Source organism: Vibrio floridensis (genome assembly GCF_021852965.1).
In the GTDB taxonomy this organism is placed as follows: domain Bacteria; phylum Pseudomonadota; class Gammaproteobacteria; order Enterobacterales; family Vibrionaceae; genus Vibrio; species Vibrio floridensis.
In genome coordinates this window covers 141,958-167,292 of record NZ_JAKGCY010000005.1, presented here as the reverse complement: position 1 = coordinate 167,292, position 25,335 = coordinate 141,958, and the positions used below count along the sequence as shown (strand labels likewise).

Below are 25,335 nucleotides of genomic sequence, written 5' to 3'. Positions count from 1 at the left end.
CCAATTGGAAAAGGGACTGACCATGCTACCGATTGAAATCGGCGATCTGACACTGACGCCAAAAACAGGTGTGTTACAGCAAGATCTTTACAACGCCATTCGAGAAAAAATCACGCGCGGACTTTGGAATAAGCAGGGGCGCTTGCCTGCCACACGTAAGTTAGCTCAGGCGCTCAATGTGAGCCGCAACACCGTCATCGCGGCGTACGAACAACTCAGTGCGGAGGGTTACATTGAAAGCCGTGCTGGCGCGGGCTACTACGTTGCGGTTGAGCTACCAGAGCACTTTCTAGGAGAAATGGCGATTTCACCAGCCCAAGAAAAAAGCGATGTGGCTTTCACGGCAGAACCTGAACCCATCAAGATCAACCGAGCCTTTGCGCCCGGCGTGCCGGATCTGGAAAAATTCCCGCTGCATGAATGGCAAAAATATCTACAACGCCAACATTCGCGGCGCACCATCTTAGGCAATCAAATCGTCAAAGGGGATTACGCCCTCAGGTGCGCTTTGGTCGATTACTTGGCGTCGAGTCGCTCTGTTAAATGCCAAGCTGAGCAAATCATCATTACCTCTGGCGCACAGCAGGCCTTAACCATCGCGCTGATGTGCGCAAAAGAAGTAAGCGATCCACTGTTAATGGAGCAACCGGGTTACAGCCAAATGCGCAAAGTGGCCCGCTTATTGGGCATGCCGATGGAACCCCTTAACGTCGCAGTGAGAAGTGGCATTGAGGTTGCCGATGTGCTCGCTTCTGAATGTCGTTTTGTCTACCTGACGCCGAGCAATCAATACCCAATGGGTACCACCTTAAGTACTGAGCAAAGAGTGCAGATCATCGAGTGGGCCCGAGTGAAACAGCGCTGGATCATTGAAGATGACTATGACAGCGAGTTCCAGTTTGCCCATCGCCCCTATACCAGCTTACAAGGGCTAGCTAGCCAAATTGGCGCCAGTGATCGCGTTATGTATATTGGTTCATTTAGCAAGATCATGTTTAACGGTTTGCGACTTGGCTACCTTGTCTTGCCCCCTGAGCTGGTGGATAGAGGCTGCGAAATCAAAGATGCCTTGAGTGGCGATTCGCCTACGCATACTCAGGCTGCGTTGGCGGAATTTATCGCCGATGGCGCGTTAATGCGTCATATCCGTAAGATGCGCCGCCTCTATGCGCAGAAGTACCAAACGATGATGGCGAGCATTGAACGCCATTTTGCTCAGCGTTTGGAAGTGATCAGCCAAGCCGCTGGGCTGCATGTGACCGTACGTTGGTTCCAAGGGCCTTCGGAGCAACAGTGGGCCGCCGCAGCTTTACGCCAAGGCATTGTGATTCGACCTTTAAGCTATTATGAAAGTGAAGCCTGCGCGCCACGAGATTGGCAGGGCGCGGTATTGGGATTTGGTAATGTGGCAGAGGAAGAGATTGACGGCAAGCTCGTTCTACTGGCAAGCTTGTTTGTGCAAATGTCGTCCCATCAATAAGGAAGCAAATTTATGTGTCGCTGGTTGGCCTACCAAGGAGAGCCTATCTATCTCGACAAACTGGTTTATGAGCCAGAACATTCGTTGGTGCATCAGAGCCTTGAAGCAAGAAAAGCGGCCACCCGCGTCAATGCTGATGGTTTTGGTTTAGGTTGGTATACCGAGCGGGCAACGCCAGGTCAATTCCATGAGGTGCTTCCCGCTTGGGGGGACGAAAATCTGCGTTCATTAGCGCATCACATTCGCTCTCATCGCTTTATGGCGCACGTCCGTTCATCGACTGGCACTTCGGTATCCCGCTCCAACTGCCACCCATTTATCCTTGAGCAATGGATGTTTTTGCACAATGGTCAGATTGGTCAGTTTGCCGCGGTGAAGTTTGCTTTAGAGCGATTACTGCCCGAAGCCATTTATCTCAAACGTCGTGGGACTACTGACAGCGAGTTGATCTTTTTGTTGATGATGAAAAATGGGCTTCAGCATGATCCCTTAAACGCCATTCGACAGACGATTGACGAAGTGAATCAAACCATGCAAGAAAAAGCGATCACTGAGCCGTTTAAAGCGTCCATTTGCATCTCAAACGGTGACGAGTTTTGGGTCGTAAGATACGCCTCGGCAGGCGACCCACCGACGGTGTTTATTCAAGATTGCCAAGATTCGATCATCCTCGCGTCGGAACCGCTGGACGGCCAGTGTCGCTGGCAAGTGATTGCGCCCCAAACCATCACACACATTCAAGACAGCGCGGTGACTAGCTATCCGATTGCGTAACTTATTGGCTGAGTTAAACCGACTCAGCCTTGTTCATTTGCTTTTTCGCTTGCAGAAAAAACAGAGCAAAAACGCTCAGTGCATACAGCATTGACCAACCAAGACAAACAAACACCAACGAGCAGAGTATCAATGAGACGCCGGCAAGCCACTTAGCATGGCCATTGAGCAGTCTGAAAGCAGCCAGCATGGCAAGCAGATAGATCAACACAAAAACGCTGTTGGCTAATTTAAGGAAAAACTCCAAATCAAGGCCGGATAGTTCACCAATCACACACGCCAATGCCAGTACCAAGCCGACGAGCAAAGTGGCGTTGATGGGCACGCCGCGACGGGAAAGTGTTGCCATTTTACCACTCGGATTATGTTCTCTCGCTTGCGCCCAGATCATGCGTGAGAGGCTTTGGGTATAGAGATTGATGCTGGCAAAACAGGCCGAAAAGCCAATCACACTGATCAGTGTTTTGACTTGTGTACCAAACAGTTGCTCACTCAGCCAAGGGATCGAAGCGCTGTCAAACTCAGCACTGCCGTAAGCACCAAATTTGAGTATCACCACCGAGCACGCCCAGTACGTCGCACCGGCGACAAAACAGCCAATGACGATGGCGACGGGAAAATCGCGTTGTGGATTTTTAAACTCTTCCCCCATATGAGCAAAGGCTTCGATGCCGACAAAGCACCAAAACATCACCGCCAGTGCTGCGCCAATAGGCAGGAGCGAGTCGCTGGTAAAAATGGGCATGTGCAAATCCTCGACACTGACTTCTCCGCGCCATAAGAAAGCACCAACAAGCGCGAAAATAGCCAGAGCAATCAGCGTTTGTAAGTGTCCGGAAGAGCGTGCGCCGAGCAAGTTGACCGCCACTAATAACGCAACGGTGATCAACTGAGCCATCAAGGCGTGATTGAGCGCGCTAGGCAGTAACTGCTGCAAAAAGCCAGCGGCGAGCGCAATCGCAGCGGGAACCCCGACGGGAATCACTGAAACAAACAGCCATGCCACCGCGCTTTCTAAGCGTTTATCAAACGCTTGGCGAACAAAATACGCCGTACCACCGGCGTTGGGGTAGCGTTTGCCCAGTTGAGCAAAGGTGAGGGCCACAGGGCAAATAAGCACAAACAGAAACAACCAAGCCCAGAGGGAATATTGACCGGCAATACTGGCGGCGATGGCGGGGATCATAAACAATCCGGTTCCCATCAAGGTGGTGGATAACTGGCCAATTCCTGACAACAGTGTAATTTCTTGTTTGAGTTCACTCATGACACGCTCCCTGTGCCGCTTCCATAGAAAATGAATAATTATGAGAATGAAAGCGTTAACCAAGCATATCGACTTTTGCAGAAAAAGGCAGCTAGCAAAGTGATGTTGCGCACCGACATTTTGACGCTTTTGTTGTTAATTGCCGTCAAAGTGGCGGTTAGGGCCAATAGAGCCAAGTGGATTTTCACTGCTTCACTAATTGAGCGTTGTGAGTAGAATGTGAGAGAGATTAGGGATGTTCACCACAGAGAAGAAATGGATAAATTTGATAAACAACTCCTCACCATACTGAGAAACGATGCACGTAGCTCGGTGACTGACATGGCGAAGGCGGTCAATCTGTCGCGTTCTGCCGTGACGGCCAGAATCAAAAAGTTGGAAAGTTATGGGGTGATCTTGGGTTACCACGCCGATATCGCGCAGGAGAAGGCCAGCGAAAAAATTGCCGCCTATCTGGCGTTGAAGTTTGATACTTCGGCTTCGAGCCATCATTGCGAAGCGTATGCCAAGGAAATTTATCTTATCGATGGGGTGAAGTGGTGCCACGCGATCAGTGGTGAAACGGACATGATGCTCTATGTGGAGGTGACGACTATGACACGGTTGAACCAGATCAGAGAGCAGTTACAAGCCTTCCCAGAACTGAAACACGTTATTACTCATACGGTACTGACGGAGTTCTTTAATACCACCAAAGTGTCCTGATTATGCTCAACAACATCAACCTCAATTTACTGCGTTCTTTGCTCGTGTTGCTCGAAGAGTGTCATGTTAGCCGAGCGGCCGACAGATTACACATTACACAATCTGCGATGAGTCGTCAGTTGGCCCAGTTACGAGAGCTGTGCTCTGACCCTCTGTTGGTCAGAGAAGGTAACCGACTTGTTGCTACGCCACATGCCGAAGCGCTACGGCCTAAATTAGTGCAGTTACTGAGTGAGTTTGAACATCTCTTTGATCATCAGGCATTTAACCCGCAAGACTGGCAGGGGCAATTGGTGCTCTCGTCGAGCGATTATGTTGCGCAGTTCATTGTACCGACGCTTTCCCGCGTATTGATAGAACAGGCCCCGCGTCTGACATTGTCCTACCGGCTTTGGCAGCCACAATATTTAGACAGCTTGCTCGACACGGGCATTCATTTGGCATCGACCATGTTGCCATCTCCTCCCAAAGAGCTATCCTACACGAAAATCGGTGAAGATTACTCGGTGTGTGTGATGCGTCAAGGCCATCCACTATCGGGCAAAGCAGCGTTGAGCTTGGATGACATGCTGCGCTACTCGCACATTAAAGTGACTGGCGGTGGTGACAAGGACTCCGCGACCGACAGTGTATTAAGAAAGTTGGGCAAAACACGTCACATTGCATTACAAGTGCCTTTCTTTTCCGCTGCGGTTAACGTCCTGATTCAAAGCGATTACATGATGGTGGTGCCTGAGCATATCGCAGTGAACTTGGCGAAGAGCCAACCTATTTGCCATTATCCATTGCCGTTTGAAACGGAAATTCATCAATATTGGCTAATGTGGCACCCCAAATACGATCATGACTCAGCCCATCGATGGGTACGAGAAAAGGTCACCCGCGTCATGCTGAGTTGCGAGTATTCAATCGGTATGATTTCAAATCATGGCAATCATGATTAAGTTTGATTTCAGTTCATTTAAATATTGGCTTACTGTGAATCATCACAGGAGAAGATTATGACATTCACAGTTTGGTTATCACTTTTTACGATCTGCATTTTGGGCGCGATGTCGCCGGGGCCAAGTTTAGCGATTGTCGCTAAGCATGCGTTAGCGGGTGGGCGAGCGAATGGTTTGGCCACCAGTTGGGCACACGCTTTTGGCATTGGGATATACGCTTTCGTGACCTTAATTGGTTTGGCGGTGGTGTTACAGCAATCCCCACTCTTGTTCAAAACCATTAGTTACGCAGGTGCGGGCTATTTAGCCTACTTGGGTTACAACGCGTTGCGCTCTCAAGGTGGTGTGGCGGCCAAGTTGGAATCGGGGGAGCAAACGACAGTTTTGCAGTCGGCCAAAGAAGGCTTTTTGATTTCTATTCTCAGTCCGAAAATTGCGCTGTTTTTCATCGCACTGTTTAGCCAGTTTGTGGCGCTGGGGAATGAGGCGAGTAATCAAGTGATTATCGTAGCGACGCCATTTATCGTTGATGGCCTCTGGTATACCTTCATCACCTTGGTGTTATCGAGCTCAAAAGTGGTGGACAAAATTCGCTCCAAAGCACAGTTGATCGATCGCCTGTCAGGCGTGGTGCTGATTTTGCTGGCAGCGCGTGTGGTGATGACGGTGTAATGGCTGAGTAATCGTTGGTTACCGATGAGCAACAAAAAAAAACGCAAGCGTCAGAGCTTGCGTTTTGTTTTGGACTTATGCGGCTTAAAGCGCTGCAAGAATCGTTTCAGCGTTACTCACTTCAAATGATTTAGGCGCTTCCACATTGAGGGTTGTGACCACGCCATTGTCGATAATCATCGCGTAGCGTTGAGAGCGAAGGCCACCAAAACCAGCGGTATCCATTTCCAAGCCAAGTGCTTTGGTAAAGCTCGCGTCGCCATCCGCCAACATCAGAATTTCTTCCGCATTTTGTGCTTCACCCCAGGCTTTCATCACAAACGCATCGTTGACAGAAACGCAGGCAATCAGATCGACGCCTTTCGCCTTAAGTTGATCGGCCAGTACGATATAACCCGGTAAATGTGCTTCTGAACAGGTTGGGGTGAACGCCCCAGGTACGGCGAAAAGCACGACTTTTTTGCCAGCAAACAGCTCTAAAACAGGGTGGTGGACCATTCCCTCTTTAGTCAGTTGGCTCAGTGTAGCGTTAGGTAAAGTTTGGCCTTGAGCGATCATGTTATTGTCCTTATTTGACGAATTGAGTTCTCAAGCAGTGTAGTACGAAATCAACAAGTTAAAAACGGATGAAAAGCGGGGTTAATCGACATCTGAGATGTTTTTCGCGCCGTGTGGTTGGCAAGCTTAATGTGTGAAGGTGAAGCAATGACGAAATAAGATGGAGTTCATCGCTTGAACGGCTCGCGGGAAGCGTCGCTCAAGCGATGATAGGCAAGGGTCTTAGCGACTAGGCCTGTCTTGGTTCTCTTTTGTGCTTAGGCACATAATTCAAAATAGAAATTGGCACCGCTTTCTTCGGTGTGAATCCTTCCACTTCTCGGCGCTCAAGCAAGTGTCCGAGACGGCTCTCAATCATGCATAGGTTTTTGAAGTTATCCTTTGAAACCAATGAAATCGCTTCGCCCTTGGCATTGGCACGACCGGTACGGCCAATTCGGTGGACATATTCATCGGCAGGGAAAGGCAAGTCGTAGTTCACCACGCGTGGGAGTGCTTCAATATCGATACCACGAGCAGCCACACCCGTTGATACCAAGTATTTGATTTTTCCCGCTTTAAAATCTTCCAGCAGTTGCTCTCGCACCGCTTGGCTGCGGCCACTGTGAAACGCTTCGGCCACGATGCCTCGTTTTTCCAACTGAGAGACCAGCTTGGCGGCTCCATGTTTGGTCTCAATAAAAATCAAGGTTTGATCCCACTGATTTTCTGTGATCAAGTGACTGAGCAAGGCCGATTTTTGGTCTTTGTCTACGGTAATGATCCACTGTTCGATGTTCGACTTTGAGGCTTGATTCGCCGCAATGCTGATCTCGAACGGATTGTGAATGGCGCTTTTGGCCAGATCACGCACTTTATTCGAGAGGGTGGCAGAGAACAGCAAATGCTGAATGTTTTCAGGCAAGCGATCGAGGATCTTATTGAGGTCATCAATAAAGCCCATATCGAGCATGCGATCGGCCTCATCAAGCACTAACATCTCGATTTCTTCGAAATAGACGGCGCGTTGACCGTACATATCCAGCAGTCGTCCTGGCGTGGCGACAAGAATATCTAAACCTTCAATTAAGGCTTGTTTTTGTGCTTTTTCGTCAACGCCACCGAACATGGCCAATGAGCGAAGTGCTAGGTTTTGTCCATACTGCTTAATTTTTTCGTCGACTTGGATCGCCAGTTCGCGTGTTGGAACCAAAATAAGGGCGCGAATACGCTTTTTCTTTTGTGTTTGACCATGACGCAATTTCTCAAGCATTGGCAGAACAAAACTGGCGGTTTTACCTGTCCCCGTTTGCGCCGCAGCAATCAAATCTTGGCCTTCGAGAATGACAGGAATGGCTTGGGTTTGAATGCGAGTAGGTTTTGGGTAACCAAGGGTATCAAGGGCGTCAGTGAGCGACGCACACAAACCGAGTTGAGTAAAGGACATAGTAAATCTCAAACGAATAAAGGTAGCTAGAATGCAAAGGGCTGCATTCTAGCATAGTCCAAGTCAAAACGCTGTTTACAATGAATGCTGATTCGCCAAGGTTTGTTCACCCATGGCGATCAGCGCATCAAGAATGCGTTCTCCATCCGCGCGCAGGCCGTTGTGTTCATACTCATTGGTGATCCAGGCTTTGGCGCTGGGTATTAAGGCCAAGGTTTCACGGCTAAAATCCATTTCAACAAACATATCGTCCGCGTAGACCGCACAACTCACAGGGACGCGGTTTTGCGCCAGTTGCTCTGCGTCATAGAGTGGCGTCCAATCCACTTTTGTCGCTAACAATTCAGCCGCTTGTTTGAGAGGCTGTAGGGTCGAGTATTGTTCAAACATCCAAGGAAACACCATTTCGCCAGTGAAATAAAACGCTTTGCCTTTTTGATAATTAAACGCTTCAAGTGATTGGCGCACACGATGCGCACTCCATTGAGAGGCAAAGCCTTGGCAATAAATGGATTCGTGCAATAGCGCGTAAATAGGGTTGGTGTGGAAAGATTGCTGCTGCAGCATTTGATGCAAAAATTCGTAGCGCAGCACGGTTTGACCATTGAGCTCGATAAAGGCGTTTTCCAACAGGTAATAGGTTGAAAGAAAGGTGTCACTCATGCCGAAATGAATGCCAAGCTGTTGAAACTGTTCAACCGTAAAACGCTGTCCGTTTGGCAGATATTCGTCGTTTTCCAGCAGATGATCTGCAATGCGCTGGCATAGTGCTTGCGCGTGGGGAAATTGCGCGAAAAAGGCTTGGTTTTTGTCCATCGTACGCTTGAACGTCGCCTGATAAACCTCATCGGGATGACGAGAGAGAGAAGGCACACCACCAGTGATATAACTTTGCAGCAAGCTATCTGGATACAGGGAAAGATAGGTCAGGGAGCAAAAACCACCAAAACTCTGGCCGAGAATTGCCCATTTATCGACGCCAAACTGCAGGCGAATAAACTCCGCATCACGCACGATATTGTCGGCGCGAAACAGGCTGAGGTAGTCAGCTTGCTGCTCAGGTGTGAGATGAGCAAGCGTCTGGTGGCTGATGACGCTGCTGTTCCCTGTTCCACGTTGATCAAGCAACAAAACGCGGTATTGCTGCAGTGCTCGTTTTATCCAGCCACTATTGCCCATCGGTCTCCCCGCAGGAAAACCAGGACCGCCCTGAAAATAGACCAGCCAAGGTTTGTTTGCTGCATTGTCGCCATGTTGATTCACTTCTCGCGCGAAGATCACAATGGTGCCTTTGGACGGATCATCATAATCAAGCGGAACGGTAAAAAAATGAGGGACAAATTTTAATCCTTGATGGACGTAATGAGGGAGCGAGGGCATGGTTTCTTTCCTTGTAGAGTGTCCTGACTGACAACAGTCATAGTGGCGGGAGTATAACGGAAATCGCTGCCCAGTTTAATCGCGCTTGATGCCTGATGTGTGCCGGCTTTGACTTACTTACGGTGTCTGTATCTTGACGTATTTTCAAAAAAAATTTGAAAAAGAATTCACTGCTTGATGGTTTTTCACTGTGCTTCAAACGCTTACAGTACTCGCAACAACACGGAGTCCCAACCTATTACCGCCATTTTATCGGAGAAATATATGACTATTGTTCAAGCTGCCCAATCCCGCTACTCCACCAAAGCCTTTGATGCTTCACGCAAATTGCCTGAAGAGAAAGTCGCGGCAGTGAAAGAGTTAATCCGCATGAGTGCATCCAGTGTCAACTCGCAACCTTGGCATTTTATTGTCGCGAGCAGTGAAGAAGGAAAAGCGCGCATCGCCAAAGCAACACAAGGTGGTTTTGCTTTCAATGAGCGCAAGATTTTGGATGCCTCTCACGTTGTGGTGTTCTGCGCCAAAACGGCGATTGATGAAGCGTACCTACTCGACCTTTTGGAAAGCGAAGACAAAGATGGCCGCTTTGCCGATGTCGAAGCAAAAAATGGCATGCACGCTGGCCGTTCATTTTTCGTCAACATGCACCGCTTTGACTTGAAAGACGCGCATCACTGGATGGAAAAGCAAGTTTACCTCAATGTGGGGACGCTGCTATTGGGTGCCTCTGCGATGGAGATCGACGCGGTGCCAATTGAAGGCTTCGATGCCAAGGTGCTTGATGAGGAGTTTGGTCTGCGTGAGAAGGGCTTTACCAGCGTGGTGATTGTGCCGCTGGGTTACCATAGCGAAGACGATTTTAATGCTAAACTGCCAAAATCACGTTGGTCAGCAGAGACCGTTTTTACCGAAATCTAACGATAGGTAACGCATGATGATCCATTTAATTGCTGAAATAAAAGCGCATGCGGATCGTGTTGACGAAGTACGCAGCTTGCTGCAATCGCTCCTAGAACCCACACGTCAGGAACAAGGCTGTTGCCAGTATGAGCTGTTTGTGGACAACCAAATTGAGGGGCTGTTTTTAATGCAGGAAATCTGGTGCTCACAGCAGAGCCTAGATAGACACATCGCCAGTGAGCATTTTCAACGGTTTAAAGACCGTATTGAAGAGGAAGAATTACTGGAATACTTGCACCTTCGCCCATTAACCTTCGTCGCCTGAATAGTCGCAGAGTTCAATGGCTGCCAGTACTGCCTTGCGCTGCTGGCAGCATTTTTGTTGGACGAATTCCTGAAACTGCCGCATTAACGGCGTGAGCGCTCGGCGATCCGTGCACATCATGTAGATCGGCACCGAGCCGCCATCCCATTCGGGTAAAATGCGTACCAATTTACCTTCCAAAATATCTTGGCTGACGTCCATCAGCGATTTGTTGGCGACCCCTTTGCCTTTCAATGCCTGTCGATGCACGACTTCACTGTCATTGGTGGTTGGATTGCCACTGACCAGAACATGCTCACTTTGCCCTTCGAAATGCAATGTCCATTTGTTGTAAATCGCCCCAGACACCATATAGCACAGGCAGTTGTGTTGCAGTAAATCGCTTGGATGCAAGATGGGGGGCTGACTGGCTAAATAGTCGGGAGAGGCGCACAAAATGCGCTCATTGGAACGACAAAGAGGAATGGCAACCAGATTGGAGTCTGCGGGTTCTCCATAGCGAATCGCCAGATCGACAGGTTTGGAGTACATATCGGTCAGGCTATCGGAGAGGTCGAGTTTGATGGTCACTCGAGGGTGTTGTTCGATGAATTCGTCAATCCACTCCAGCAGCATATTGCGACCAAAATCCGAAGGAGCGGTGATGTAGAGTTGCCCAGCTAACTCGCCTCGCGCGCTGTTGATTTCGTCTAGGCCATCTTGGAGCAAACTCAATGCCGCGGTGGTTTTTTGCAAAAATAACGCGCCGTCGCTGGTTAAGCGCAAGCTTCGTGTTGAACGAACAAACAAGGGAAAACCGACTTGCTCTTCTAGTCTTTTGATGGCGGCACTGACCGCAGCTGGAGTGAGATCAAGACTATTGGCGGCCTGCGAGAAGCTACCTTGTCGAGCGGTTTCCACAAAAATATTGAGATCGTTGAGCGCTTTCATGCATTGAAGTGAACGGCGAATAATGGGGTATGACTATAGCGTATTGATAAAAAAAATGCCTCATCCAATCGAGAAGAGGCATACAAAAGAAGGGAGCATCATTACCCGCCGTTCAAGCGTGGCTTCTGTTTGCTGCCACTCTATTGGGGCAACGGGCGTTAATGCGTTTTCGTCATCAAAACGGCTGGGTAACAAACCGCTTGAAAAGAAGTGTAGCGAAACCATTGATGGTTTGTCTGTAAGTCATTGTAAGATTTATGCCTTTTTAGCTTCGATACTGAAAATGGCATCGCGCAATACGGCGGGTAGCTGTGTTTTGCATTGGTTTTTAAAATCGAACATGACGACGGTTGCACTGCCTGTGGTGGTGACTTTACCCATCTTTTTGCTGACCACTTGATACTCCATGGTGAAACGGTCTTCCCCTACCTCACTGACGCGAGAACCAATCAATAGCGTATCCGGAAACGTCACCGGAATACGATATCGGCACTGGGTTTCGCTGAGTACCGGACCAATCTGATTGCGCTTAATTTCATCCATTAGATTGATTTTATTAAAATATTCAATCCGTGCTGTTTCGAAATAGCGAAAATACACCACGTTATTGATGTGTTGTAGGGCATCCATTTCCCCCCAAGCGACGTTGATTTCGGTAACAACCGGAAAATCTTGCAGTAGTAATTCCATATCGTTGTGATTCCGTGACCTTGATAGCTGTTTTGAGTCTTTATTCTAAGTTTTATTAATAGAGTGTGTAATGATGTATTTAACGTTTTGTAAATAAAATGATTAAAAATTGTTGTTTGTTGTGGTGTTTCCACTTTACTTAAAGAGATGTGGCGGTTACTTTTTGCATAACCGTGTCAGAGTGAGAGGTAGATATGGCTGAACTGAAAATCACTGAACATCGAGATTTTGCGAAGGCCGTGGTAGAAAAGCGCACCGATTGGACGGGGGAGCTTTTTAGCCTACGTGTTACTGGTACGCATTTGGATTTTAAAGCGGGTCAATTTACCAAGCTGGCTTTGCTGGATGAGCAAGGCCAAATGGTGAGCCGTGCCTATTCTCTGGTAAATGCCCCTTCGGTGCTGAATGATTGGTTGGAGTTTTTGATCGTCTCTCACCCGCAAGGAAAACTCACACCAAAATTGCAATCGCTCAAAACTGGGGATGAGATTTACGTGGGCAAAAGCGCTCATGGTGATCTCACTTCCGACATCATTCCCAAAACCACCGAAGACCTCTGGCTTTTTGCCACAGGGACTGGCATTGGTCCTTTTCTTTCGCTCCTCGATGACATTACCCATCAACCTCGTTGTGATCGCATCATCTTGGTCCATTGCGTACGATATGAAAAAGATCTTGTTTATCGCTATCTGATTGAGCAGTTGAAAGAGCTGTATGGCGGCCGTTTAGTTTACGTGCCCATCGTGTCGAGAGAGCAAGTACCGAACACGTTACATGGTCGAATTCCGGCATTGCTCTCTTCTGGGATACTGTTCCATCACCTTGGCATGGAGATGTCAGCCAAAACCAGTTTTGCCATGTTGTGTGGTAATCCTGAAATGATTAAAGACACCTCTGCGGCGCTGCAAAACTTGGGTTTGGAAAAATACCGTCGTCAAACAGGGGGAAACATTATTTTTGAGCGTTACTGGTAAAAATCAGTGCAATGCCGCCAAGCACGAGTGCGCTGGCAACAGTGCTCACGATAGTCAGCGGCTCATTTAACCAAATCACCCCAGCAGCCATCGCAATAACAGGGACTGAGAGTTGTGCAATGGACGCTTGCAGCACCGATAACGATTTCACTGCCATATACCACACCACATAACCAATCCCAGACGCTAACACGCCAGAAAGCAAAGCCCAAATAATGCCATTGACGGATACGAATGAGACATTCAGTAGCCAAAAACCACACAGCAGTGCCAGTAAGGATGCAAAGCTAAAGCCTTGAGCGATGGCTTGTGTGGGCGATTGTGCCTGTTTGCCCAATAAGGTAAAAATCGCCCAGCAAACCCCAGCTATCGCCATCATAAACGCATCTATCGCATTGGGTGTTTGTGCCGAAGGCGACATTAAAACGATAAACCCACTGATGGATAGAGCGACGCCTCCCCATTCCAATTTAGAAGGGCGATGGCCAGAAAACAGGTGGAGGGCGATGAGGCTGAATTGCACAACCGCAAACAGAATCAATGCACCAGTACCGGTAGTGAGCCCGACGTACGCATAGGAAAAGGCAACGGCGTAACCAAACAACGCGACACCAGCCAGCACACTTGTTCGGCTTAAAAAGGCTGATTTGCTAAACAGTTGGCGCATTTGACCAGCTTGGCTAAACGATAAGATAACCAGTAAAGTGACCGCGCCTGACAACAAGCGAATGAAAGTAAAGCTACCCGGATCAATGCTTTGTTCTGCCAGTGCTAAACGACAAAAAACCGAGTTTGCGGCAAACGCGATCATCGCGATGGCCGTTAATGGGAATGCAGACATCGTTCTCTCATTTGGTTGTTTTTTCTATTTTAGTCTGGATAAGACCGAAGTGGTGGTGCTGAGCTTTCAGTAAAGAGCAAATAAAAACAATGCTGATGGAAGAAGCTTGGGTATTGGTCGTTCGAAATCAACGGCGAGCAACGAAGGGCTAAAAAGATCGGGAGAGAGGGTAGAGTGGTTGTGATGGATGGCCAGGCAAGATTAGGAGAGAAGAGGAGGTGATGAACACCTCCTACTTGCTTAAGCCATTTTGCGGGTTATTGATTGATGTAGGCTTTAAAACGCGCTTTGGTGGCCTCATCGGCTTTGTCATACCAGAAGTGCAGCATCTCTTCTGCGGTGTTATCTCCCGCCTTCACTTTGGTTTCGACGTTTGCCACTGGCTCAGTCTTAATTGTGGCCACTGACACCGCTGTACCGATTGCCGCGATACCGCCAGTTTGGTTGTAATCTGCTGCTTCACGCGCGTAGTCTCGGCCAATCTGCATGCCGGATTTCACCAGTTTGTCTTCAGATTTGGTCACAGCCGCGCCTTGTTCATCGACCAACTGCCACTGCATTTGTTTGATTTCCTGCTCTGCAACACGGTGATCACGATACTTTGGCAGCTCGAAGTTGAGGTCGGTATCGTTGGCTGAAAATTTCGCGATGATCACGTTACTCTCGACGCCAATACGATCATTACCTTGGCTGAAGTAGGGTTCGTATTGAAAGACGATTTGGTTTTCACCATTTGGCAATTCAATGGTTTTTGAAGAGGCAAATAGGCTACCAGAGAGCTTGGCTTTTTGCCCGTTGGAGACAAACAGAGTGACGTCATCCGGTACATGTAGGGTAACAGCAGCAGTTGCCAAGCCGCTGATACTCATTGCCAAAATGCATGTTAACGGTTTGATGATATTCATATTTATTATTCCAGAATGCGAGAGGTTGCTTCTGCTTGAGAGTGCCCAGTTCAAGGAGGCATTGCAACGTCTGTATGTAAGAAGTTTGAAAAATTCATCAAACTTTCATCTCGTGCAGCACAATCAACCTAATGTTTCGCGCTTGAGCCCGTTATGCTCAAAACGAAAACTTCAGATTGTAAGAACGCGTTGGCACAATCAGTGATGTACGTTCGCGAATGAGCTCTTTACGTCGACTTTCCAGCGTTTTTCTCTGCTGTTTGTTTTCGTTATCGTTTTTGAGCATACGCAGTTGTGTATCAATATCGCTGATTTCTTTGTTGATCTCATTGAGTCGCTTTTGAACCAGATAATCTTGATAACCTTTCTGATAGTTTTCGAGAAAACGTTCGTTGTTGCACACGCCGTAGTATTCGCGGCCTTGCTTACCGACGCGGTAGCCGTTATCTGCTGAGCAGTAGAGTACGGTGCCTTGCTCAAAGCCACGCTGCCACATCTCTTGATCTGGGTAAACACCCGCATCACGACAATCTTTTACATAGTCACTGATCACCGTGGGATTGACGCCATTTTGTCCATCTAAATAGCCAATTTGTTGCCAATTGGCGCTACGACATTCTTCAGGGCTCATCGAAGAGCAGGCAGTCAGAACAAAAGGAAGGAGGAATAGCAATAACGTTTTTTTCATTTCAACAGCTCAAAAAGGAACAAGGAACAGGGCCTTGATCCTAATTGAACGCTGTTTAATTTCAATAATTCATGACAAAACCATACAAAACTATGATTGTTTTGCATGCGGAGATGAAAGCGCAGAGCGTAGCGAAAAGCCCGTCACCATTATGGTGCCACTCAAAACCAAAACGGTGCCAGCTAAGGTATTGATACCAATAGGTTCATTGAGGATTAAATATCCCCAGAGGATGCCAAATACCGGGATCAAAAAAGTCACAGACAAGGCCGACGCTGGGCCAATTTCACTGATCAGACGGAAATACATCAAGTAAGCAATGCCCGTGCACAAAATGCCGAGCGCAAAGACCGAGAGCCATTCAATCGAGGTTGGCATCGCATTCATCGGAACAAAAGGCAGCAAGGGCAACACAATCAGCACGGCAGCCCACATACTGCCATGTGCATTGGCGAAGGCCGGCACTTGTGGCGCTCCTTTGGTGTAGTTTGTTGCTATGCCGTAGCAACATGCGGCCATGACGCCTGCAGTGATAGGCAGTGCAGCTTGCTGACCAAGATTGATGGCATCCCAACCCACGAGCACCACCACACCGGTCACCCCTAACATCAAGCCGATCACCCCTTTGGTGGAAATGGGGGTTTTATGCCAGAAAAAACCAATCACAGTGCCCCAAATTGCCGCGGTCGAGTTGAGTACCGCCAGCGTAGAGGCATTCAAGGTTTGCGCTGCGTAGGCAAAGCACAGAAAAGGCAATGCCGTATTGAACAGGCCAATGATAAAAAAGTGTTTTGGATGACTGAGCAACACACGGATGTGTTTGCGCAGGTAGAGGGAGACCAGCAGTAAACTGATGGCCGCAAACAACACACGAAGCTCAATGAGATACGCAGGACCAAAACTGTGAGCTGCGATGCGCATAAATAGGAATGAACTTCCCCAAATAGCAGCAAGGCAGACGAGACGAAAAAAGCTAGCAGCAGACATAAGTGTATTTTCTTTGTGTTGATATTGTAGTTTTTGTGTAAACGAGAGAAGTATACGCGAATGGAATAAATAAGCGATGGGATCAGCCAACGCTTATTTAGCATGGTGGTGGCAATGTTATCAGTGCAGCGCTTTTTTGTGGAAAGTGGTGATTGTGATAACCAGCAAACTACAACCCACTAATACGACTCCTAAGTGCTGTACGCGAGCGGCGAGCGCAAGGCCAAAGCCAATCAACAGATAGTACATCAGCCCAAATAGTGCTCCAGCACTGCCAGCATGCTCTCGGTAGTGAAGCAAAGCCCCACTAAGAAGATTCGGAATGGCGATCCCAAAGGCCATGACGACGCCCATCATCGGCAGTAAGAACCAAATCGAGCTCAAACAGAGAAAAACCCCAAGTGAACCAAACACGAACAATGTGGCAGCAAGGCGCAACAATGTGGTTTGAGACACTTTTCTCGCGAGCAAGCGTTTATTGATATCGCTGGCACAGAATGTTGCGAGCCCCAGCGCAAGGCCACTATAGCCAAACTCACGAGCGCTATAGCCCAGTTGAACAAACGCAAATCCGCCGAGTTGGTAATAGGCAAACAACGCGATGTTATACAGTGCAACCAGTAGGGCGGCGGTCCAAATCTCGCCGTCTTTGACCATTTTTGTTGCCAGTGGCAGCAGTGCGGTCGAAGTTCGCTTTTGTTGAGTTTCAGGAAGTCGTGCGAAGGCAAGCGTGACCACGGCCATCGCTGCGACAAACAGGGCGATAAACACGGAGCGATAGCCCCCCAAGGAGACGAGTTGTCCGCCAAGCAGCATACCCAACACCGGGCTAATCGCGATACCTAATCCCATCAGAGAGAAAACTTTGGCAAGCTCTTCGCCTTGAAAAGCGTCTCTCAGCATGGTTTGGGTAACAATGGATACAACCGCAATGCCAAAGGCACTGAGGATTCTTGCGATCATTAACATAGTAAAACTGCCGGTCACGATAGCCAGTAGTGATGCGCCAGCGTAGAGAATCAGCCCAAGCAGCATGGTTGGTCGGCGTCCCCATCGATCACATAAAATGCCCCAACACACCACGCCAAAGGCAAAAGCCGCAAAATAGACAGACAGGGTTTGCGCTGCAATGTGCTCGGGCACGGCAAAAGAGGCAGAGATGGCGGTGAGCGCTGGGCTATAAATGGTTTCGACAACCTGCGGCAGCATCAGCAGTAACACCATGAGCCAAAGTGAAGGTATTTGTTTCATAAGTTGCTCTCAAAAATAACTTGGTGCCTAGTGTAGTGAGAGACTAAAATTTCCAGTTAACAACATTAAAACGAAAAATATCAACATTCGGACATATGGCCATCATTAATCATCAAACTGTATTCAATGCCGATCGACTGCCTGGCCGAGTGATCGGCATTGCCGCAGACGTTGGACAGCACGACTCTGGCATGCACCAACACCACAAAGGTCAGTTGCTTTATGCGCCAAAAGGTTGCATGAGCTTTGCCTTAGAAGGGGCAATCTGCATCTTACCGCCCACCAAAGCGGTGTGGATCCCTCCTAGGGTGGTACATCAAGCGGTGATGACCAATGTGGTGGCCTATCGTTCGCTCTACTTTGATTGCTCTGAGATAAATAGCCCAGACAAGGTAACGGTGATTGAGGTCAATGAACTGCTGCGTGCGCTGATTGAGCGAATGGCTTTTTGGCCTTGGGACAAAAATGAACAAGAGATGACGCATACGCTAGCGCTGTTTTGGGAAGAGTTCTTTGCTGCGCAGCAACACGATTATCGTCTGCCGTTGCCCACCGATCGCCGGCTGAAGAAATGGAGTCAGCAACTGGCAAGAAGTGATTTCTTAGCGCCGAGTTGTGGCGAGTTGGCGAAGCAAGTGGGCGCCAGCAGCAAAACCATTACCCGTTTGTTTAGACAAGATACAGGCATGTCGTACCAAGAATGGCGGCAACAATGGCGGGTGTTGAAAGCGATCGAATTATTATCAACACCGTTACCCGTCAGCGAAGTGGCGCACCAACTGGCTTTTTCCTCAGACAGCGCATTTATCGCATTTTTCAAAAAGCAAACGGGGCAGACCCCGCTGGCGTTTGTGATGCAAAAATCGCACGCCTAACCGAGAGATTCACGTTAGGCGTTGCCATGGCTCAGTGAATCTGCCGAGGATAAAATTCCTGCTTGAGGCGGTGAGTAAACTGCTCATCCAGCGCGCCAGTGTCAATGTGGAAGTGATCGAGCCAGTAAACATCGGCAAGCAGGTGCAAATCTGCGGCTAACAGTGCCTGATCGTTTGAGGAGAGCTCATCCAACGACTTGGCCCAACTGCGAGAAATATCCACGATGATCACGCGCGTGTTGGAGAGTGACTCTCGGTGGTACCAGTCGCAGAGCGATTCTAGGTGGAAGGCATGAATCACCACCACCTTGCATTCCCCATCACCCATATCGCAAACGCGATAAGGCCGATCGTTCAAATAAATGGTTAACTCCATATTTCCTCTCATTGTTTTCAGTCATGGCTAGAGCGAGCCTTGGGGCTCAAAAGTGAGAGGAACTATGCATGACAACCATGTGTGGTGACAGGGATTTGAGAAATTCAAATTTGCACAAAGAGCCTAAGTATATCCGCTGTGGTGGCGACAAAATTGAATTACTGTAATTCATCGTTCTTTTGGCGTACGGCCCATAACATGCGAGTTTCTAAACAGCATGACGAGAACAGCAATATGACACTCAAAACCATCCAACTTTTGCTCACTGGGTTGATGATATCTCCAATGGCGATGGGCTCTACAACCAGCGTATTTGTTAATCCACACCAGCATTACACTGGAATGCAAGTCGGTTATGGTGACGGGGAGTTTGATTTGGCATTGCAATATGCTCACCCTCTGCAACACGATTGGAGCCTATTGAGTGGTTATGTTACCAACCACCACTTTGACCGCCATCACTTCAGCTTTGAGGCGCAAAGAAGGGATGGATTAGGTGTCTTGGTTGCCTATCTGAATGATTCTGAATTTGACGGCCGTGATATCCGAGCAAAAGAACTCTCAATAGGAAGTTACTACGAGATGCCCATCAGTCCTATTTTGAGTTTTTATCCGGGGGGCGATCTCAATAAGTTCCGTCATCGAGAGATGAGCGGCAGTTGTACTACGCGCGAGCACATCTCGATATGGTGGTGGATAGCCAGCGCAATATCTGGTTCGGTTTGAAGCCAGAATACAATCACAGCTTTGGGACATTGAGAGAGAAAAATGGGCCAAACAAAAAATTAAGAGATTGGGATGTTCACGCCCACCTTGGATTTAGGCTCAATAGCAACAGTGCTTTGGTCTACCGCTATCAATATGATGACGGTAACAATCTGTCACTCTTCGCCTATGAAGGCGCTTTTTAATATAGCGGAAACGCTTTTCAGGCCAGTGCAGTGATGCGCTGGCTTTTTTGTTTGCCCTTATCTCGCCTTATCTCGGATGATGTGAATGGTTCGTTTGGTGAGTGGGTCGGTGGTTTTTTCTAAACAACCCTTTGAGTTTATTAGCTAATGTCAATATGCTTATTTCATCTCTCTCGCCTTTGCCTATCTTTGCCGTGATTTGCCCAGCTTTGCGGTGAACAGCAGAGCAAGGCTGGCGATGATGAACACAGGAGTGTGACATGAAAGACATAAAGGATTTAGATCTTAACTTACTCAAGCTTTTGCAGGCCGTGGTTGAGACGCGCAATACCCATGCAGCTGCCGACAAACTGGGCATTTCGCAAACCAGCGTTAGCCGAGGGATGGCAAAACTGCGGGAGACATTTGGTGATGGCCTGTTTATTCGTAAAGCTCACGGCGTTGAGCCTTCTGAATTAGCCGAAAAGCTGGCAGAAGCCGCTGAAGAGATGTTTAACCCCATTCTAAAAGTGGTCGAGTCTTACCAAAGTTTTGAGCCAGAGGCGTTTCGCGGTGAGATTACCTTAGCGATGAACATCTATTTCCTCGAACTTTATGGTGATGGCTTGTACGCTGCCCTCAGCCAGGCACTGCCTCAGGCCACGTTTAAGCTGGTGTATTGGCAAGAAGATTCGTTAGCCGAATTGCTTAATGGCAAGATTGACTATCTGATCCATTTCTCGGCGTTTCCTTTGCCGCAAGAAGTCTATACCCATAAATTACAAGACGTAAAACTCTGTTTGGTGGCGCGAAAAGATCACCCCATCTTGAGTCAAACCAGTGATTGGCAAGCCATTCATCCTTTGCCTATCGTACGTTTGGCCATCGACGGCATTAATTCAAAGCGGGTACCGATTGAAGAGCTCTACTTGGCTAAGGGTTATCAAGCCAATTTTACTTTAGTGACTCACAGTGTCCGTGTATTGACCAGCGCCTTAAAGCACTCAGATGCGATTCTTTATGGCAGCAATTTTATGAAGGTGTTTGATTCGCAAATCGGCACATTTCCCTTGCCTGCCATGCCGAAAGAGATGCGAGAAATCGCGATAAGTGGTGGCTATTTGCGTACCAAACGCGGTTTCCCTCTCTATCAACTGATTCATCAAACCGTGCAGAGTTATTTTGATGGGGTGATTCAGCCAGAGCAGAGTTCTGATCGTCATCCCAGTGATGAATAAAAAGCAGGCTCTCAACGTGGAGAGCCTGCTCGAATTTGCAAAGGTCTACTTGGCGCTATTGCGTTTGCTCAGGGGTTTCGCAGCGGAAGCTATCGGCACTGTGCGGGTCTCCCTTACCGTCCCACATGGCGACATTGGGGAAGGCGCAAATCTTACCGTTGCCGCTCAAGCCTTCGGCTGGCGTAAAATCATGCGCGATGATTTCTGTAGGGGCGTTGCCACTGTCTAACCACAAGTTCGCTTCGTCAATCCAATCGACAAGCCAAGGTGCCGCGCCGCCTGCACAGTGGTCCATACCCGGTAGTAAAAACAGCGCCACATCGTTCGCGGCTTCTGGATCGTGCGCTAACACATCTTGATAATAGCGAATGGTGCTGGCCGGCGTCACCGCGACATCGCGCAAGCCATTCCACAAGAGCAATTTGCCACCTTGTTGACGAAATGCACTCAAATCTGGGTTTACTGCACTGATCGACTCAGTAACCTTAGCGCCATCTTTGCGCAGATTATCGAAGTTGTAGCTTGTCGCATCGAATTCGCCATCAAAAACAAAGTTGCGCATAATGCCGTTACCAAACGCGTAGCCAAAGCTCGGCGTCACTGGAGGCGTCATGTCGGGGTCAATCGTCACGCCAGATTGAAATTGGCTCAAGTCATTGATGGCCAAACCGCCCGCGAGCCATTTGTTAAACATCTCGACTCCCGCACCCACGTAGAAACCTTCGGCCAGCACATTGCCTTGGCTGTCACGCAGCCCATTGAAGACAAGATCGAACACTTCAACCTGATCGCCAGTGAGGCACTCATCATTCTTGTCCGCACTGCATTGCAGCGCGGCAAAGTCAATGTGGCAGTTCCAAGGTTCGCTCAGCACCTCGCTGTCTCGGCCATCGCGGTTGGCACATTGTTGTGCCGCTGTACGATTCACTAACTCGATCTCTTTTGCACCCACAATCGCGTGCTGCATGTTGTCTGGATTTGGGAACATTTTGCGCGCGATGGCCGCATGCAATCCGCCCGTCTGGATGGCGTAGTCATAAGCTGGAGAGCCTGCGACAATCACGTCGTAATCCGTTGGGTAGCGCTGTGCGGCGATCAAGCCTTCACCGCCACCACGCGAGCAACCAAAAAAGAGGTTACGTTGGCTTTCTTGCTGGTAGTAGCTTGCAATAATTTGCTTGGCATTTTGCGTCGTTAAATGGGTAGCACGTCCAGCAAAGTTGGCCAAACGTTCCTCGCGATACGGGTTTTGTGCCGCCCAATTCGACTCCAATGCGTGCGCTCGGTGGCCGGAATCTGTGCCTGCGGTCGCGTAGCGTTTGTCACGAGTCGCAAGGTGAATTACGTCCACTACCGAGCCAACAAAACCGCCGCCGCCGCTTTGGGCAAACATGCCATTCCAATCATCTGGCAAGGTTACTTGGAAGTGAATTTCACGTTCAATGACGCCACGAACAATGCAGTGAGTATCGCTACGCTGAGCTTCGGTATAACGCACATTGGCCAGTGGGGGCATTGAATCGATGCTGCACTCACCCACGCGATAACTGGGTTGGTCAGCGTTTGCTTGAGTGGTGTGAGCGGAGCGCTTCTCTTGCGTCTCGTTTTGTGTGGTTGCGCTGTCGCAGCCCGCCAAAATGGCGACGGCAATCAAACTAAAGGCGAATTTTGAGGTGTTCTTTTTCAGGACAGACATTGTTGTTTACCTTTCGTAGTGAGGAACAACCAAGTGGCTTTATGCCGCTGGTTAACCGATGAGGGAATTATTCAGCGCTTTGATGGAAAAGGGCAGGAATTAGAGAAATTCAAATTTGCATGACAACGCGAGAGCTGGTTTGTTGAGCTGTATCGGAAATCATTGACGGCGCGACGTTGTCTGCTAAATAACTGTGTTATGGTGGAAAAATAACCGAAAAGCTCTGTTGCTGTTCAATCCTTTCAACGCCCATGGAGGATTCGTTATGCCCATTCACTTAAGACGACCTTCTACTCGTCGTCTGGTCCTGATTGCCGCGCTGGCTCTGCTCATCGTGCTCAAAGTTAACCTCTATTCGTCACAGCCTGTGGTGCATTGGGGGCAGGTGTCTGAAACGGCAATCGGCTATGACGATGAATTTACTCAGCCGCATACCTTGGTCAATGTCATCTTGCAAAATGGCGATACTCTTCAAATGGAAGTGCCGCGCAAGGGGCAAATCTTGGTGGGGGATCGGGTTGAGATTGTCGAACATCCCCGATGGCTAAGAAAGCCGTTGTTAACCTTTCGCGTTCATCTCGACTAGGCTTGAAGCCTTCACACGCTCGATTTTTCAAAGATTCTCATTTAGTGAGAATCTTGCGTTTCTCTTGCTGGTTTCTTGCGCTTGATCTTTTACGATTTGACCAATCAAGATCAAAAAGGGAAGGCATCGGTGATCAGTTTGTTTCTAAAATCTTTGTTGGGCGCGGCGGCTGTGGTCATTATTGCGCTGTTGTCGAAAAGCAAAAACTTCTACATTGCAGGCTTAGTGCCTTTATTTCCCACCTTTGCCCTGATTGCGCACTTCATTGTCGGCAGTGAAAGAAACATGGAAGACTTGCGCCAAACCGCGCTATTTGGTCTTTGCTCTCTGTTGCCTTATGCCGCCTATCTTGCTGCCGTTTACTATTTTAGTTACCGCTTCAGTCTGGTGACGACACTTTCTGCCGCAACGGTGATTTGGTTGATGGCGGCTTCGCTATTGATCGTCGCGTGGACCAAAGTGATGATTTCGGCATAAGTGACTTTTTGCATTCAATCACAAATTTGATCTTTAAACCGAGTCACCAACAGTGGCTATTTTTGATTTTTTTCTCTGCTGACAAAGGATTAGCGATTTTACTGATAAAACAGTGAACTAGGGCGACTTTGACAGCAAGGTGGCCTTGACTACGCTTTAGATTCCAACGTCAGAAAGGAGATCGTAATGGCAAGACTAAAGCAAGACATTCCAAATCGAGTCACCGTGTATCATGACAATCTAGAGCAGGAGCAGGAACTGAAAAATGCCATGCGGCCTGAAAAACCAAGATATTTCAATGGCTCACCCACCTACAAAGCGGAAAGCCTTGCTGACTTTGAAGCAAGAATTACCCAATTCGGACTGAGTATCGATAAATAGCACCGAGTTTTTGCTTCCTTTAACCCATTCCAAAAGCCGCCAGCGCGGCTTTTGTTGTTATTGCAATCTAAGGTTATTGTTATTGGCGTATGCCAATTATAAATCTACAGTGCCGTAGTCATATTGAGGAGGCACCGATGCCAAGACCGAAAAAGCCCCGCACCATTGGTTGTTTGCCAAAAGCCAGCTGCTTTAAGCCCAATGGGATACCTGCACACAACCTACCGCGCATAGCTCTAGAAGCCGATGAACTTGAAGCCCTGCGACTGGCGGACGTCCTGCAACTGCATCAACTTGAAGCGGCTCAGAGTATGGGGGTGTCGAGGCAGACGTTTGGCAACATCATCAAGCGAGCGCGAAACAAAGTGGCGTTGTGTTTGGTGGAAGGCAAAGTGCTGACCTTACCCAATCAAAGTCAAGATAAGGAGAAGGAAGCATGATTGCGATTCCATTACATCAGGACAAAATCTCTGGACACTTTATGAAAGCGGAGCGATTCGCGTTGATCAATTCTGTTGGAGAGGTGGTGGCGTATCTTGCCAACCCTGCGTTCAATCAAGCTGAGTGCGCCAAGAAAGCGCGTTGTGTTCAGCAACTTTTAGCCGCAGGCGTGACACAACTGATGGTGAAAAACATTGGTCAGAAATCGTTAGCCAAACTACTGTCAAAAGGGGTGAGCGTCTATCAACTGGCAGGTCGTTGTTCACTGCACGAGGTGAGCAACGCAGTAAAAACGCCCATGACTTCTGCAACACAAGGCCGTGAATGTCGGTCTCATTCTCAGTGTGGATCGGCTTGCCGCCAGCGGAGCAAGGTGAACAAGGTAGCGGCGCGCGAGCCAAATCAAAGGGTTTGTTCACCCATATTACGCATTCGTCCAAGGGGGTAACATGGTGAATTTGTTGGTGACATTCGGCGTTTTTCTATTGGTGATTGGCTTGATGGCGATTGGTGTGATGTTCAAACGCAAAGCGATTCAAGGCAGTTGTGGTGGTTTAAATACCGTCGGGGTGGATAAAGTTTGCAACTGTGAAACTGCCTGCTCGGAACATAAGCTCTATCAAATTGCCGAACCGAAAGAGCGTTAGTCAAAAGATGGCCGCGAAGGTTACTTGGCCA

30 protein-coding genes are annotated in these 25,335 nt (G+C 48.5%); 17 read left to right on the top strand and 13 right to left on the bottom strand.

Going from position 1 to position 25,335, the window contains the following annotated elements:
- Positions 1 to 22: 22 nt before the first annotated feature.
- Together pdxR and LZU85_RS10650 are read left to right on the top strand one after the other, a co-directional pair.
- Positions 23 to 1,480: a MocR-like pyridoxine biosynthesis transcription factor PdxR gene (gene pdxR / locus LZU85_RS10655; protein WP_237287060.1), complete on the top strand. Its 1,458-nt coding sequence runs from the start codon at positions 23 to 25 to the stop codon at positions 1,478 to 1,480.
- A gap of 12 nt (positions 1,481 to 1,492) precedes the next feature.
- A complete protein-coding gene (locus LZU85_RS10650) occupies positions 1,493 to 2,254 on the top strand; it encodes a class II glutamine amidotransferase (RefSeq protein ID WP_237287059.1) in 762 nt (253 codons plus the stop codon).
- A gap of 13 nt (positions 2,255 to 2,267) precedes the next feature.
- Here LZU85_RS10650 and yjeH read toward each other — a convergent pair whose 3' ends face one another.
- Positions 2,268 to 3,521, bottom strand: coding sequence for an L-methionine/branched-chain amino acid transporter (yjeH, locus tag LZU85_RS10645; RefSeq protein ID WP_237287058.1), 1,254 nt, complete (start codon positions 3,519 to 3,521; stop codon positions 2,268 to 2,270).
- A gap of 255 nt (positions 3,522 to 3,776) precedes the next feature.
- On the opposite strand from yjeH, the gene LZU85_RS10640 reads away from it, so the two are divergent.
- Genes LZU85_RS10640 through LZU85_RS10630 form a run of 3 tightly spaced genes read left to right on the top strand, consistent with a single transcriptional unit; the run spans position 3,777 to position 5,842 of the window.
- The gene (locus tag LZU85_RS10640; RefSeq protein WP_237287057.1) at positions 3,777 to 4,226 is read left to right on the top strand and encodes an Lrp/AsnC family transcriptional regulator; all 450 of its coding nucleotides are present in this window, start codon (positions 3,777 to 3,779) and stop codon (positions 4,224 to 4,226) included.
- Between the two features lie 2 nt (positions 4,227 to 4,228).
- Complete coding sequence (locus LZU85_RS10635) at positions 4,229 to 5,170, top strand: LysR family transcriptional regulator (protein ID WP_237287056.1); 942 nt, start codon at positions 4,229 to 4,231, stop codon at positions 5,168 to 5,170.
- A gap of 57 nt (positions 5,171 to 5,227) precedes the next feature.
- Positions 5,228 to 5,842: a LysE family translocator gene (locus LZU85_RS10630; protein WP_237287055.1), complete on the top strand. Its 615-nt coding sequence runs from the start codon at positions 5,228 to 5,230 to the stop codon at positions 5,840 to 5,842.
- 84 nt (positions 5,843 to 5,926) lie between these two features.
- Here LZU85_RS10630 and LZU85_RS10625 read toward each other — a convergent pair whose 3' ends face one another.
- The 3 genes from LZU85_RS10625 to LZU85_RS10615 form a co-directional block, all read right to left on the bottom strand.
- Positions 5,927 to 6,400: a peroxiredoxin gene (locus tag LZU85_RS10625; protein WP_011081694.1), complete on the bottom strand. Its 474-nt coding sequence runs from the start codon at positions 6,398 to 6,400 to the stop codon at positions 5,927 to 5,929.
- Positions 6,401 to 6,629: 229 nt separating this feature from the next.
- Positions 6,630 to 7,826 carry a DEAD/DEAH box helicase gene (locus LZU85_RS10620; protein WP_237287054.1) on the bottom strand — a complete coding sequence of 399 codons (1,197 nt, stop codon included), beginning with the start codon at positions 7,824 to 7,826 and terminating at the stop codon, positions 6,630 to 6,632.
- Positions 7,827 to 7,901: 75 nt separating this feature from the next.
- Complete coding sequence (locus tag LZU85_RS10615) at positions 7,902 to 9,206, bottom strand: alpha/beta fold hydrolase (RefSeq protein ID WP_237287053.1); 1,305 nt, start codon at positions 9,204 to 9,206, stop codon at positions 7,902 to 7,904.
- A gap of 264 nt (positions 9,207 to 9,470) precedes the next feature.
- Between LZU85_RS10615 and nfsB the strand changes: the two genes are divergently transcribed.
- Both nfsB and LZU85_RS10605 read left to right on the top strand, forming a co-directional pair.
- Positions 9,471 to 10,124 (top strand): oxygen-insensitive NAD(P)H nitroreductase, encoded by a 654-nt coding sequence (nfsB, locus tag LZU85_RS10610; RefSeq protein ID WP_011081872.1) that lies wholly within the window; start codon positions 9,471 to 9,473, stop codon positions 10,122 to 10,124.
- A gap of 16 nt (positions 10,125 to 10,140) precedes the next feature.
- Positions 10,141 to 10,431: a putative quinol monooxygenase gene (locus LZU85_RS10605; protein ID WP_026130951.1), complete on the top strand. Its 291-nt coding sequence runs from the start codon at positions 10,141 to 10,143 to the stop codon at positions 10,429 to 10,431.
- Here LZU85_RS10605 and LZU85_RS10600 read toward each other — a convergent pair.
- Both LZU85_RS10600 and LZU85_RS10595 read right to left on the bottom strand, forming a co-directional pair.
- A complete protein-coding gene (locus tag LZU85_RS10600; protein ID WP_011081870.1) occupies positions 10,414 to 11,361 on the bottom strand; it encodes a LysR family transcriptional regulator in 948 nt (315 codons plus the stop codon). The two genes, LZU85_RS10605 and LZU85_RS10600, sit on opposite strands and share 18 nt — an antisense overlap.
- A gap of 255 nt (positions 11,362 to 11,616) precedes the next feature.
- Complete coding sequence (locus tag LZU85_RS10595; RefSeq protein ID WP_015728340.1) at positions 11,617 to 12,051, bottom strand: acyl-CoA thioesterase; 435 nt, start codon at positions 12,049 to 12,051, stop codon at positions 11,617 to 11,619.
- Positions 12,052 to 12,245: 194 nt separating this feature from the next.
- Between LZU85_RS10595 and LZU85_RS10590 the strand changes: the two genes are divergently transcribed.
- Positions 12,246 to 13,025, top strand: coding sequence for a ferredoxin--NADP reductase (locus LZU85_RS10590; RefSeq protein ID WP_011081868.1), 780 nt, complete (start codon positions 12,246 to 12,248; stop codon positions 13,023 to 13,025).
- Here the strand turns inward: LZU85_RS10590 and LZU85_RS10585 are convergent.
- The 5 genes from LZU85_RS10585 to LZU85_RS10565 all read right to left on the bottom strand — a co-directional run bounded on the left by LZU85_RS10585 (position 13,003) and on the right by LZU85_RS10565 (position 17,697).
- Positions 13,003 to 13,866, bottom strand: coding sequence for a DMT family transporter (locus tag LZU85_RS10585; protein WP_237287052.1), 864 nt, complete (start codon positions 13,864 to 13,866; stop codon positions 13,003 to 13,005). The two genes, LZU85_RS10590 and LZU85_RS10585, sit on opposite strands and share 23 nt — an antisense overlap.
- A 257-nt stretch (positions 13,867 to 14,123) precedes the next feature.
- Entirely contained in the window at positions 14,124 to 14,771 is a 648-nt protein-coding gene (locus LZU85_RS10580) for a DUF2057 domain-containing protein (RefSeq protein ID WP_237287051.1), read from the bottom strand.
- Positions 14,772 to 14,928: 157 nt separating this feature from the next.
- Entirely contained in the window at positions 14,929 to 15,459 is a 531-nt protein-coding gene (locus tag LZU85_RS10575) for a DUF2799 domain-containing protein (protein WP_011081865.1), read from the bottom strand.
- A gap of 90 nt (positions 15,460 to 15,549) precedes the next feature.
- Entirely contained in the window at positions 15,550 to 16,446 is an 897-nt protein-coding gene (locus tag LZU85_RS10570; RefSeq protein ID WP_237287050.1) for a DMT family transporter, read from the bottom strand.
- A gap of 120 nt (positions 16,447 to 16,566) precedes the next feature.
- Positions 16,567 to 17,697 carry a multidrug effflux MFS transporter gene (locus LZU85_RS10565; protein WP_237287049.1) on the bottom strand — a complete coding sequence of 377 codons (1,131 nt, stop codon included), beginning with the start codon at positions 17,695 to 17,697 and terminating at the stop codon, positions 16,567 to 16,569.
- 95 nt (positions 17,698 to 17,792) lie between these two features.
- On the opposite strand from LZU85_RS10565, the gene LZU85_RS10560 reads away from it, so the two are divergent.
- On the top strand, positions 17,793 to 18,572 hold the full coding sequence (locus LZU85_RS10560; protein WP_237287048.1) for an AraC family transcriptional regulator: 780 nt from the start codon (positions 17,793 to 17,795) through the stop codon (positions 18,570 to 18,572).
- Between the two features lie 31 nt (positions 18,573 to 18,603).
- Here LZU85_RS10560 and LZU85_RS10555 read toward each other — a convergent pair whose 3' ends face one another.
- A complete protein-coding gene (locus LZU85_RS10555; RefSeq protein ID WP_011081860.1) occupies positions 18,604 to 18,948 on the bottom strand; it encodes a hypothetical protein in 345 nt (114 codons plus the stop codon).
- Positions 18,949 to 19,146: 198 nt separating this feature from the next.
- On the opposite strand from LZU85_RS10555, the gene LZU85_RS10550 reads away from it, so the two are divergent.
- Together LZU85_RS10550 and LZU85_RS10545 are read left to right on the top strand one after the other, a co-directional pair.
- Positions 19,147 to 19,674, top strand: a complete 528-nt coding sequence (locus tag LZU85_RS10550; protein WP_237287047.1) for a hypothetical protein — start codon at positions 19,147 to 19,149, stop codon at positions 19,672 to 19,674.
- A gap of 445 nt (positions 19,675 to 20,119) precedes the next feature.
- Entirely contained in the window at positions 20,120 to 21,076 is a 957-nt protein-coding gene (locus LZU85_RS10545; RefSeq protein ID WP_237287046.1) for a LysR family transcriptional regulator, read from the top strand.
- A 55-nt stretch (positions 21,077 to 21,131) separates the two neighbouring features.
- Here LZU85_RS10545 and LZU85_RS10540 read toward each other — a convergent pair whose 3' ends face one another.
- On the bottom strand, positions 21,132 to 22,772 hold the full coding sequence (locus LZU85_RS10540) for a tannase/feruloyl esterase family alpha/beta hydrolase (RefSeq protein WP_237287045.1): 1,641 nt from the start codon (positions 22,770 to 22,772) through the stop codon (positions 21,132 to 21,134).
- A gap of 265 nt (positions 22,773 to 23,037) precedes the next feature.
- Here LZU85_RS10540 and LZU85_RS10535 point away from each other — a divergent pair, with 265 nt between their 5' ends.
- The 6 genes from LZU85_RS10535 (at position 23,038) to nqrM (ending at position 25,304) form a co-directional block, all read left to right on the top strand.
- Positions 23,038 to 23,358, top strand: a complete 321-nt coding sequence (locus LZU85_RS10535; protein WP_045597291.1) for a hypothetical protein — start codon at positions 23,038 to 23,040, stop codon at positions 23,356 to 23,358.
- 129 nt (positions 23,359 to 23,487) lie between these two features.
- Positions 23,488 to 23,835 carry a GlpM family protein gene (locus tag LZU85_RS10530; protein WP_237287044.1) on the top strand — a complete coding sequence of 116 codons (348 nt, stop codon included), beginning with the start codon at positions 23,488 to 23,490 and terminating at the stop codon, positions 23,833 to 23,835.
- A 186-nt stretch (positions 23,836 to 24,021) separates the two neighbouring features.
- Positions 24,022 to 24,216: a hypothetical protein gene (locus LZU85_RS10525; RefSeq protein ID WP_017421478.1), complete on the top strand. Its 195-nt coding sequence runs from the start codon at positions 24,022 to 24,024 to the stop codon at positions 24,214 to 24,216.
- Between the two features lie 137 nt (positions 24,217 to 24,353).
- The gene (locus LZU85_RS10520; protein ID WP_011081852.1) at positions 24,354 to 24,656 is read left to right on the top strand and encodes a DUF134 domain-containing protein; all 303 of its coding nucleotides are present in this window, start codon (positions 24,354 to 24,356) and stop codon (positions 24,654 to 24,656) included.
- A complete protein-coding gene (locus LZU85_RS10515; RefSeq protein WP_237287043.1) occupies positions 24,653 to 25,105 on the top strand; it encodes a NifB/NifX family molybdenum-iron cluster-binding protein in 453 nt (150 codons plus the stop codon). The genes LZU85_RS10520 and LZU85_RS10515 overlap by 4 nt, the downstream gene beginning before the upstream one ends.
- Position 25,106: 1 nt before the next feature.
- Positions 25,107 to 25,304, top strand: a complete 198-nt coding sequence (nqrM, locus tag LZU85_RS10510) for a (Na+)-NQR maturation NqrM (RefSeq protein ID WP_011081850.1) — start codon at positions 25,107 to 25,109, stop codon at positions 25,302 to 25,304.
- Positions 25,305 to 25,335: the final 31 nt, after the last annotated feature.

What these genes read in the sequence shown, in the direction of transcription:
- pdxR (WP_237287060.1), top strand. Translation starts at nt 23, where the DNA reads ATGCTACCGATTGAAATCGGCGATCTGACACTGACGCCAAAAACAGGT.
- LZU85_RS10650 (WP_237287059.1), top strand. Translation starts at nt 1,493, where the DNA reads ATGTGTCGCTGGTTGGCCTACCAAGGAGAGCCTATCTATCTCGACAAA.
- yjeH (WP_237287058.1), bottom strand. Translation starts at nt 3,521, where the DNA reads ATGAGTGAACTCAAACAAGAAATTACACTGTTGTCAGGAATTGGCCAG.
- LZU85_RS10640 (WP_237287057.1), top strand. Translation starts at nt 3,777, where the DNA reads ATGGATAAATTTGATAAACAACTCCTCACCATACTGAGAAACGATGCA.
- LZU85_RS10635 (WP_237287056.1), top strand. Translation starts at nt 4,229, where the DNA reads ATGCTCAACAACATCAACCTCAATTTACTGCGTTCTTTGCTCGTGTTG.
- LZU85_RS10630 (WP_237287055.1), top strand. Translation starts at nt 5,228, where the DNA reads ATGACATTCACAGTTTGGTTATCACTTTTTACGATCTGCATTTTGGGC.
- LZU85_RS10625 (WP_011081694.1), bottom strand. Translation starts at nt 6,400, where the DNA reads ATGATCGCTCAAGGCCAAACTTTACCTAACGCTACACTGAGCCAACTG.
- LZU85_RS10620 (WP_237287054.1), bottom strand. Translation starts at nt 7,826, where the DNA reads ATGTCCTTTACTCAACTCGGTTTGTGTGCGTCGCTCACTGACGCCCTT.
- LZU85_RS10615 (WP_237287053.1), bottom strand. Translation starts at nt 9,206, where the DNA reads ATGCCCTCGCTCCCTCATTACGTCCATCAAGGATTAAAATTTGTCCCT.
- nfsB (WP_011081872.1), top strand. Translation starts at nt 9,471, where the DNA reads ATGACTATTGTTCAAGCTGCCCAATCCCGCTACTCCACCAAAGCCTTT.
- LZU85_RS10605 (WP_026130951.1), top strand. Translation starts at nt 10,141, where the DNA reads ATGATCCATTTAATTGCTGAAATAAAAGCGCATGCGGATCGTGTTGAC.
- LZU85_RS10600 (WP_011081870.1), bottom strand. Translation starts at nt 11,361, where the DNA reads ATGAAAGCGCTCAACGATCTCAATATTTTTGTGGAAACCGCTCGACAA.
- LZU85_RS10595 (WP_015728340.1), bottom strand. Translation starts at nt 12,051, where the DNA reads ATGGAATTACTACTGCAAGATTTTCCGGTTGTTACCGAAATCAACGTC.
- LZU85_RS10590 (WP_011081868.1), top strand. Translation starts at nt 12,246, where the DNA reads ATGGCTGAACTGAAAATCACTGAACATCGAGATTTTGCGAAGGCCGTG.
- LZU85_RS10585 (WP_237287052.1), bottom strand. Translation starts at nt 13,866, where the DNA reads ATGTCTGCATTCCCATTAACGGCCATCGCGATGATCGCGTTTGCCGCA.
- LZU85_RS10580 (WP_237287051.1), bottom strand. Translation starts at nt 14,771, where the DNA reads ATGAATATCATCAAACCGTTAACATGCATTTTGGCAATGAGTATCAGC.
- LZU85_RS10575 (WP_011081865.1), bottom strand. Translation starts at nt 15,459, where the DNA reads ATGAAAAAAACGTTATTGCTATTCCTCCTTCCTTTTGTTCTGACTGCC.
- LZU85_RS10570 (WP_237287050.1), bottom strand. Translation starts at nt 16,446, where the DNA reads ATGTCTGCTGCTAGCTTTTTTCGTCTCGTCTGCCTTGCTGCTATTTGG.
- LZU85_RS10565 (WP_237287049.1), bottom strand. Translation starts at nt 17,697, where the DNA reads ATGAAACAAATACCTTCACTTTGGCTCATGGTGTTACTGCTGATGCTG.
- LZU85_RS10560 (WP_237287048.1), top strand. Translation starts at nt 17,793, where the DNA reads ATGGCCATCATTAATCATCAAACTGTATTCAATGCCGATCGACTGCCT.
- LZU85_RS10555 (WP_011081860.1), bottom strand. Translation starts at nt 18,948, where the DNA reads ATGGAGTTAACCATTTATTTGAACGATCGGCCTTATCGCGTTTGCGAT.
- LZU85_RS10550 (WP_237287047.1), top strand. Translation starts at nt 19,147, where the DNA reads ATGCGAGTTTCTAAACAGCATGACGAGAACAGCAATATGACACTCAAA.
- LZU85_RS10545 (WP_237287046.1), top strand. Translation starts at nt 20,120, where the DNA reads ATGAAAGACATAAAGGATTTAGATCTTAACTTACTCAAGCTTTTGCAG.
- LZU85_RS10540 (WP_237287045.1), bottom strand. Translation starts at nt 22,772, where the DNA reads ATGTCTGTCCTGAAAAAGAACACCTCAAAATTCGCCTTTAGTTTGATT.
- LZU85_RS10535 (WP_045597291.1), top strand. Translation starts at nt 23,038, where the DNA reads ATGCCCATTCACTTAAGACGACCTTCTACTCGTCGTCTGGTCCTGATT.
- LZU85_RS10525 (WP_017421478.1), top strand. Translation starts at nt 24,022, where the DNA reads ATGGCAAGACTAAAGCAAGACATTCCAAATCGAGTCACCGTGTATCAT.
- LZU85_RS10520 (WP_011081852.1), top strand. Translation starts at nt 24,354, where the DNA reads ATGCCAAGACCGAAAAAGCCCCGCACCATTGGTTGTTTGCCAAAAGCC.
- LZU85_RS10515 (WP_237287043.1), top strand. Translation starts at nt 24,653, where the DNA reads ATGATTGCGATTCCATTACATCAGGACAAAATCTCTGGACACTTTATG.
- nqrM (WP_011081850.1), top strand. Translation starts at nt 25,107, where the DNA reads ATGGTGAATTTGTTGGTGACATTCGGCGTTTTTCTATTGGTGATTGGC.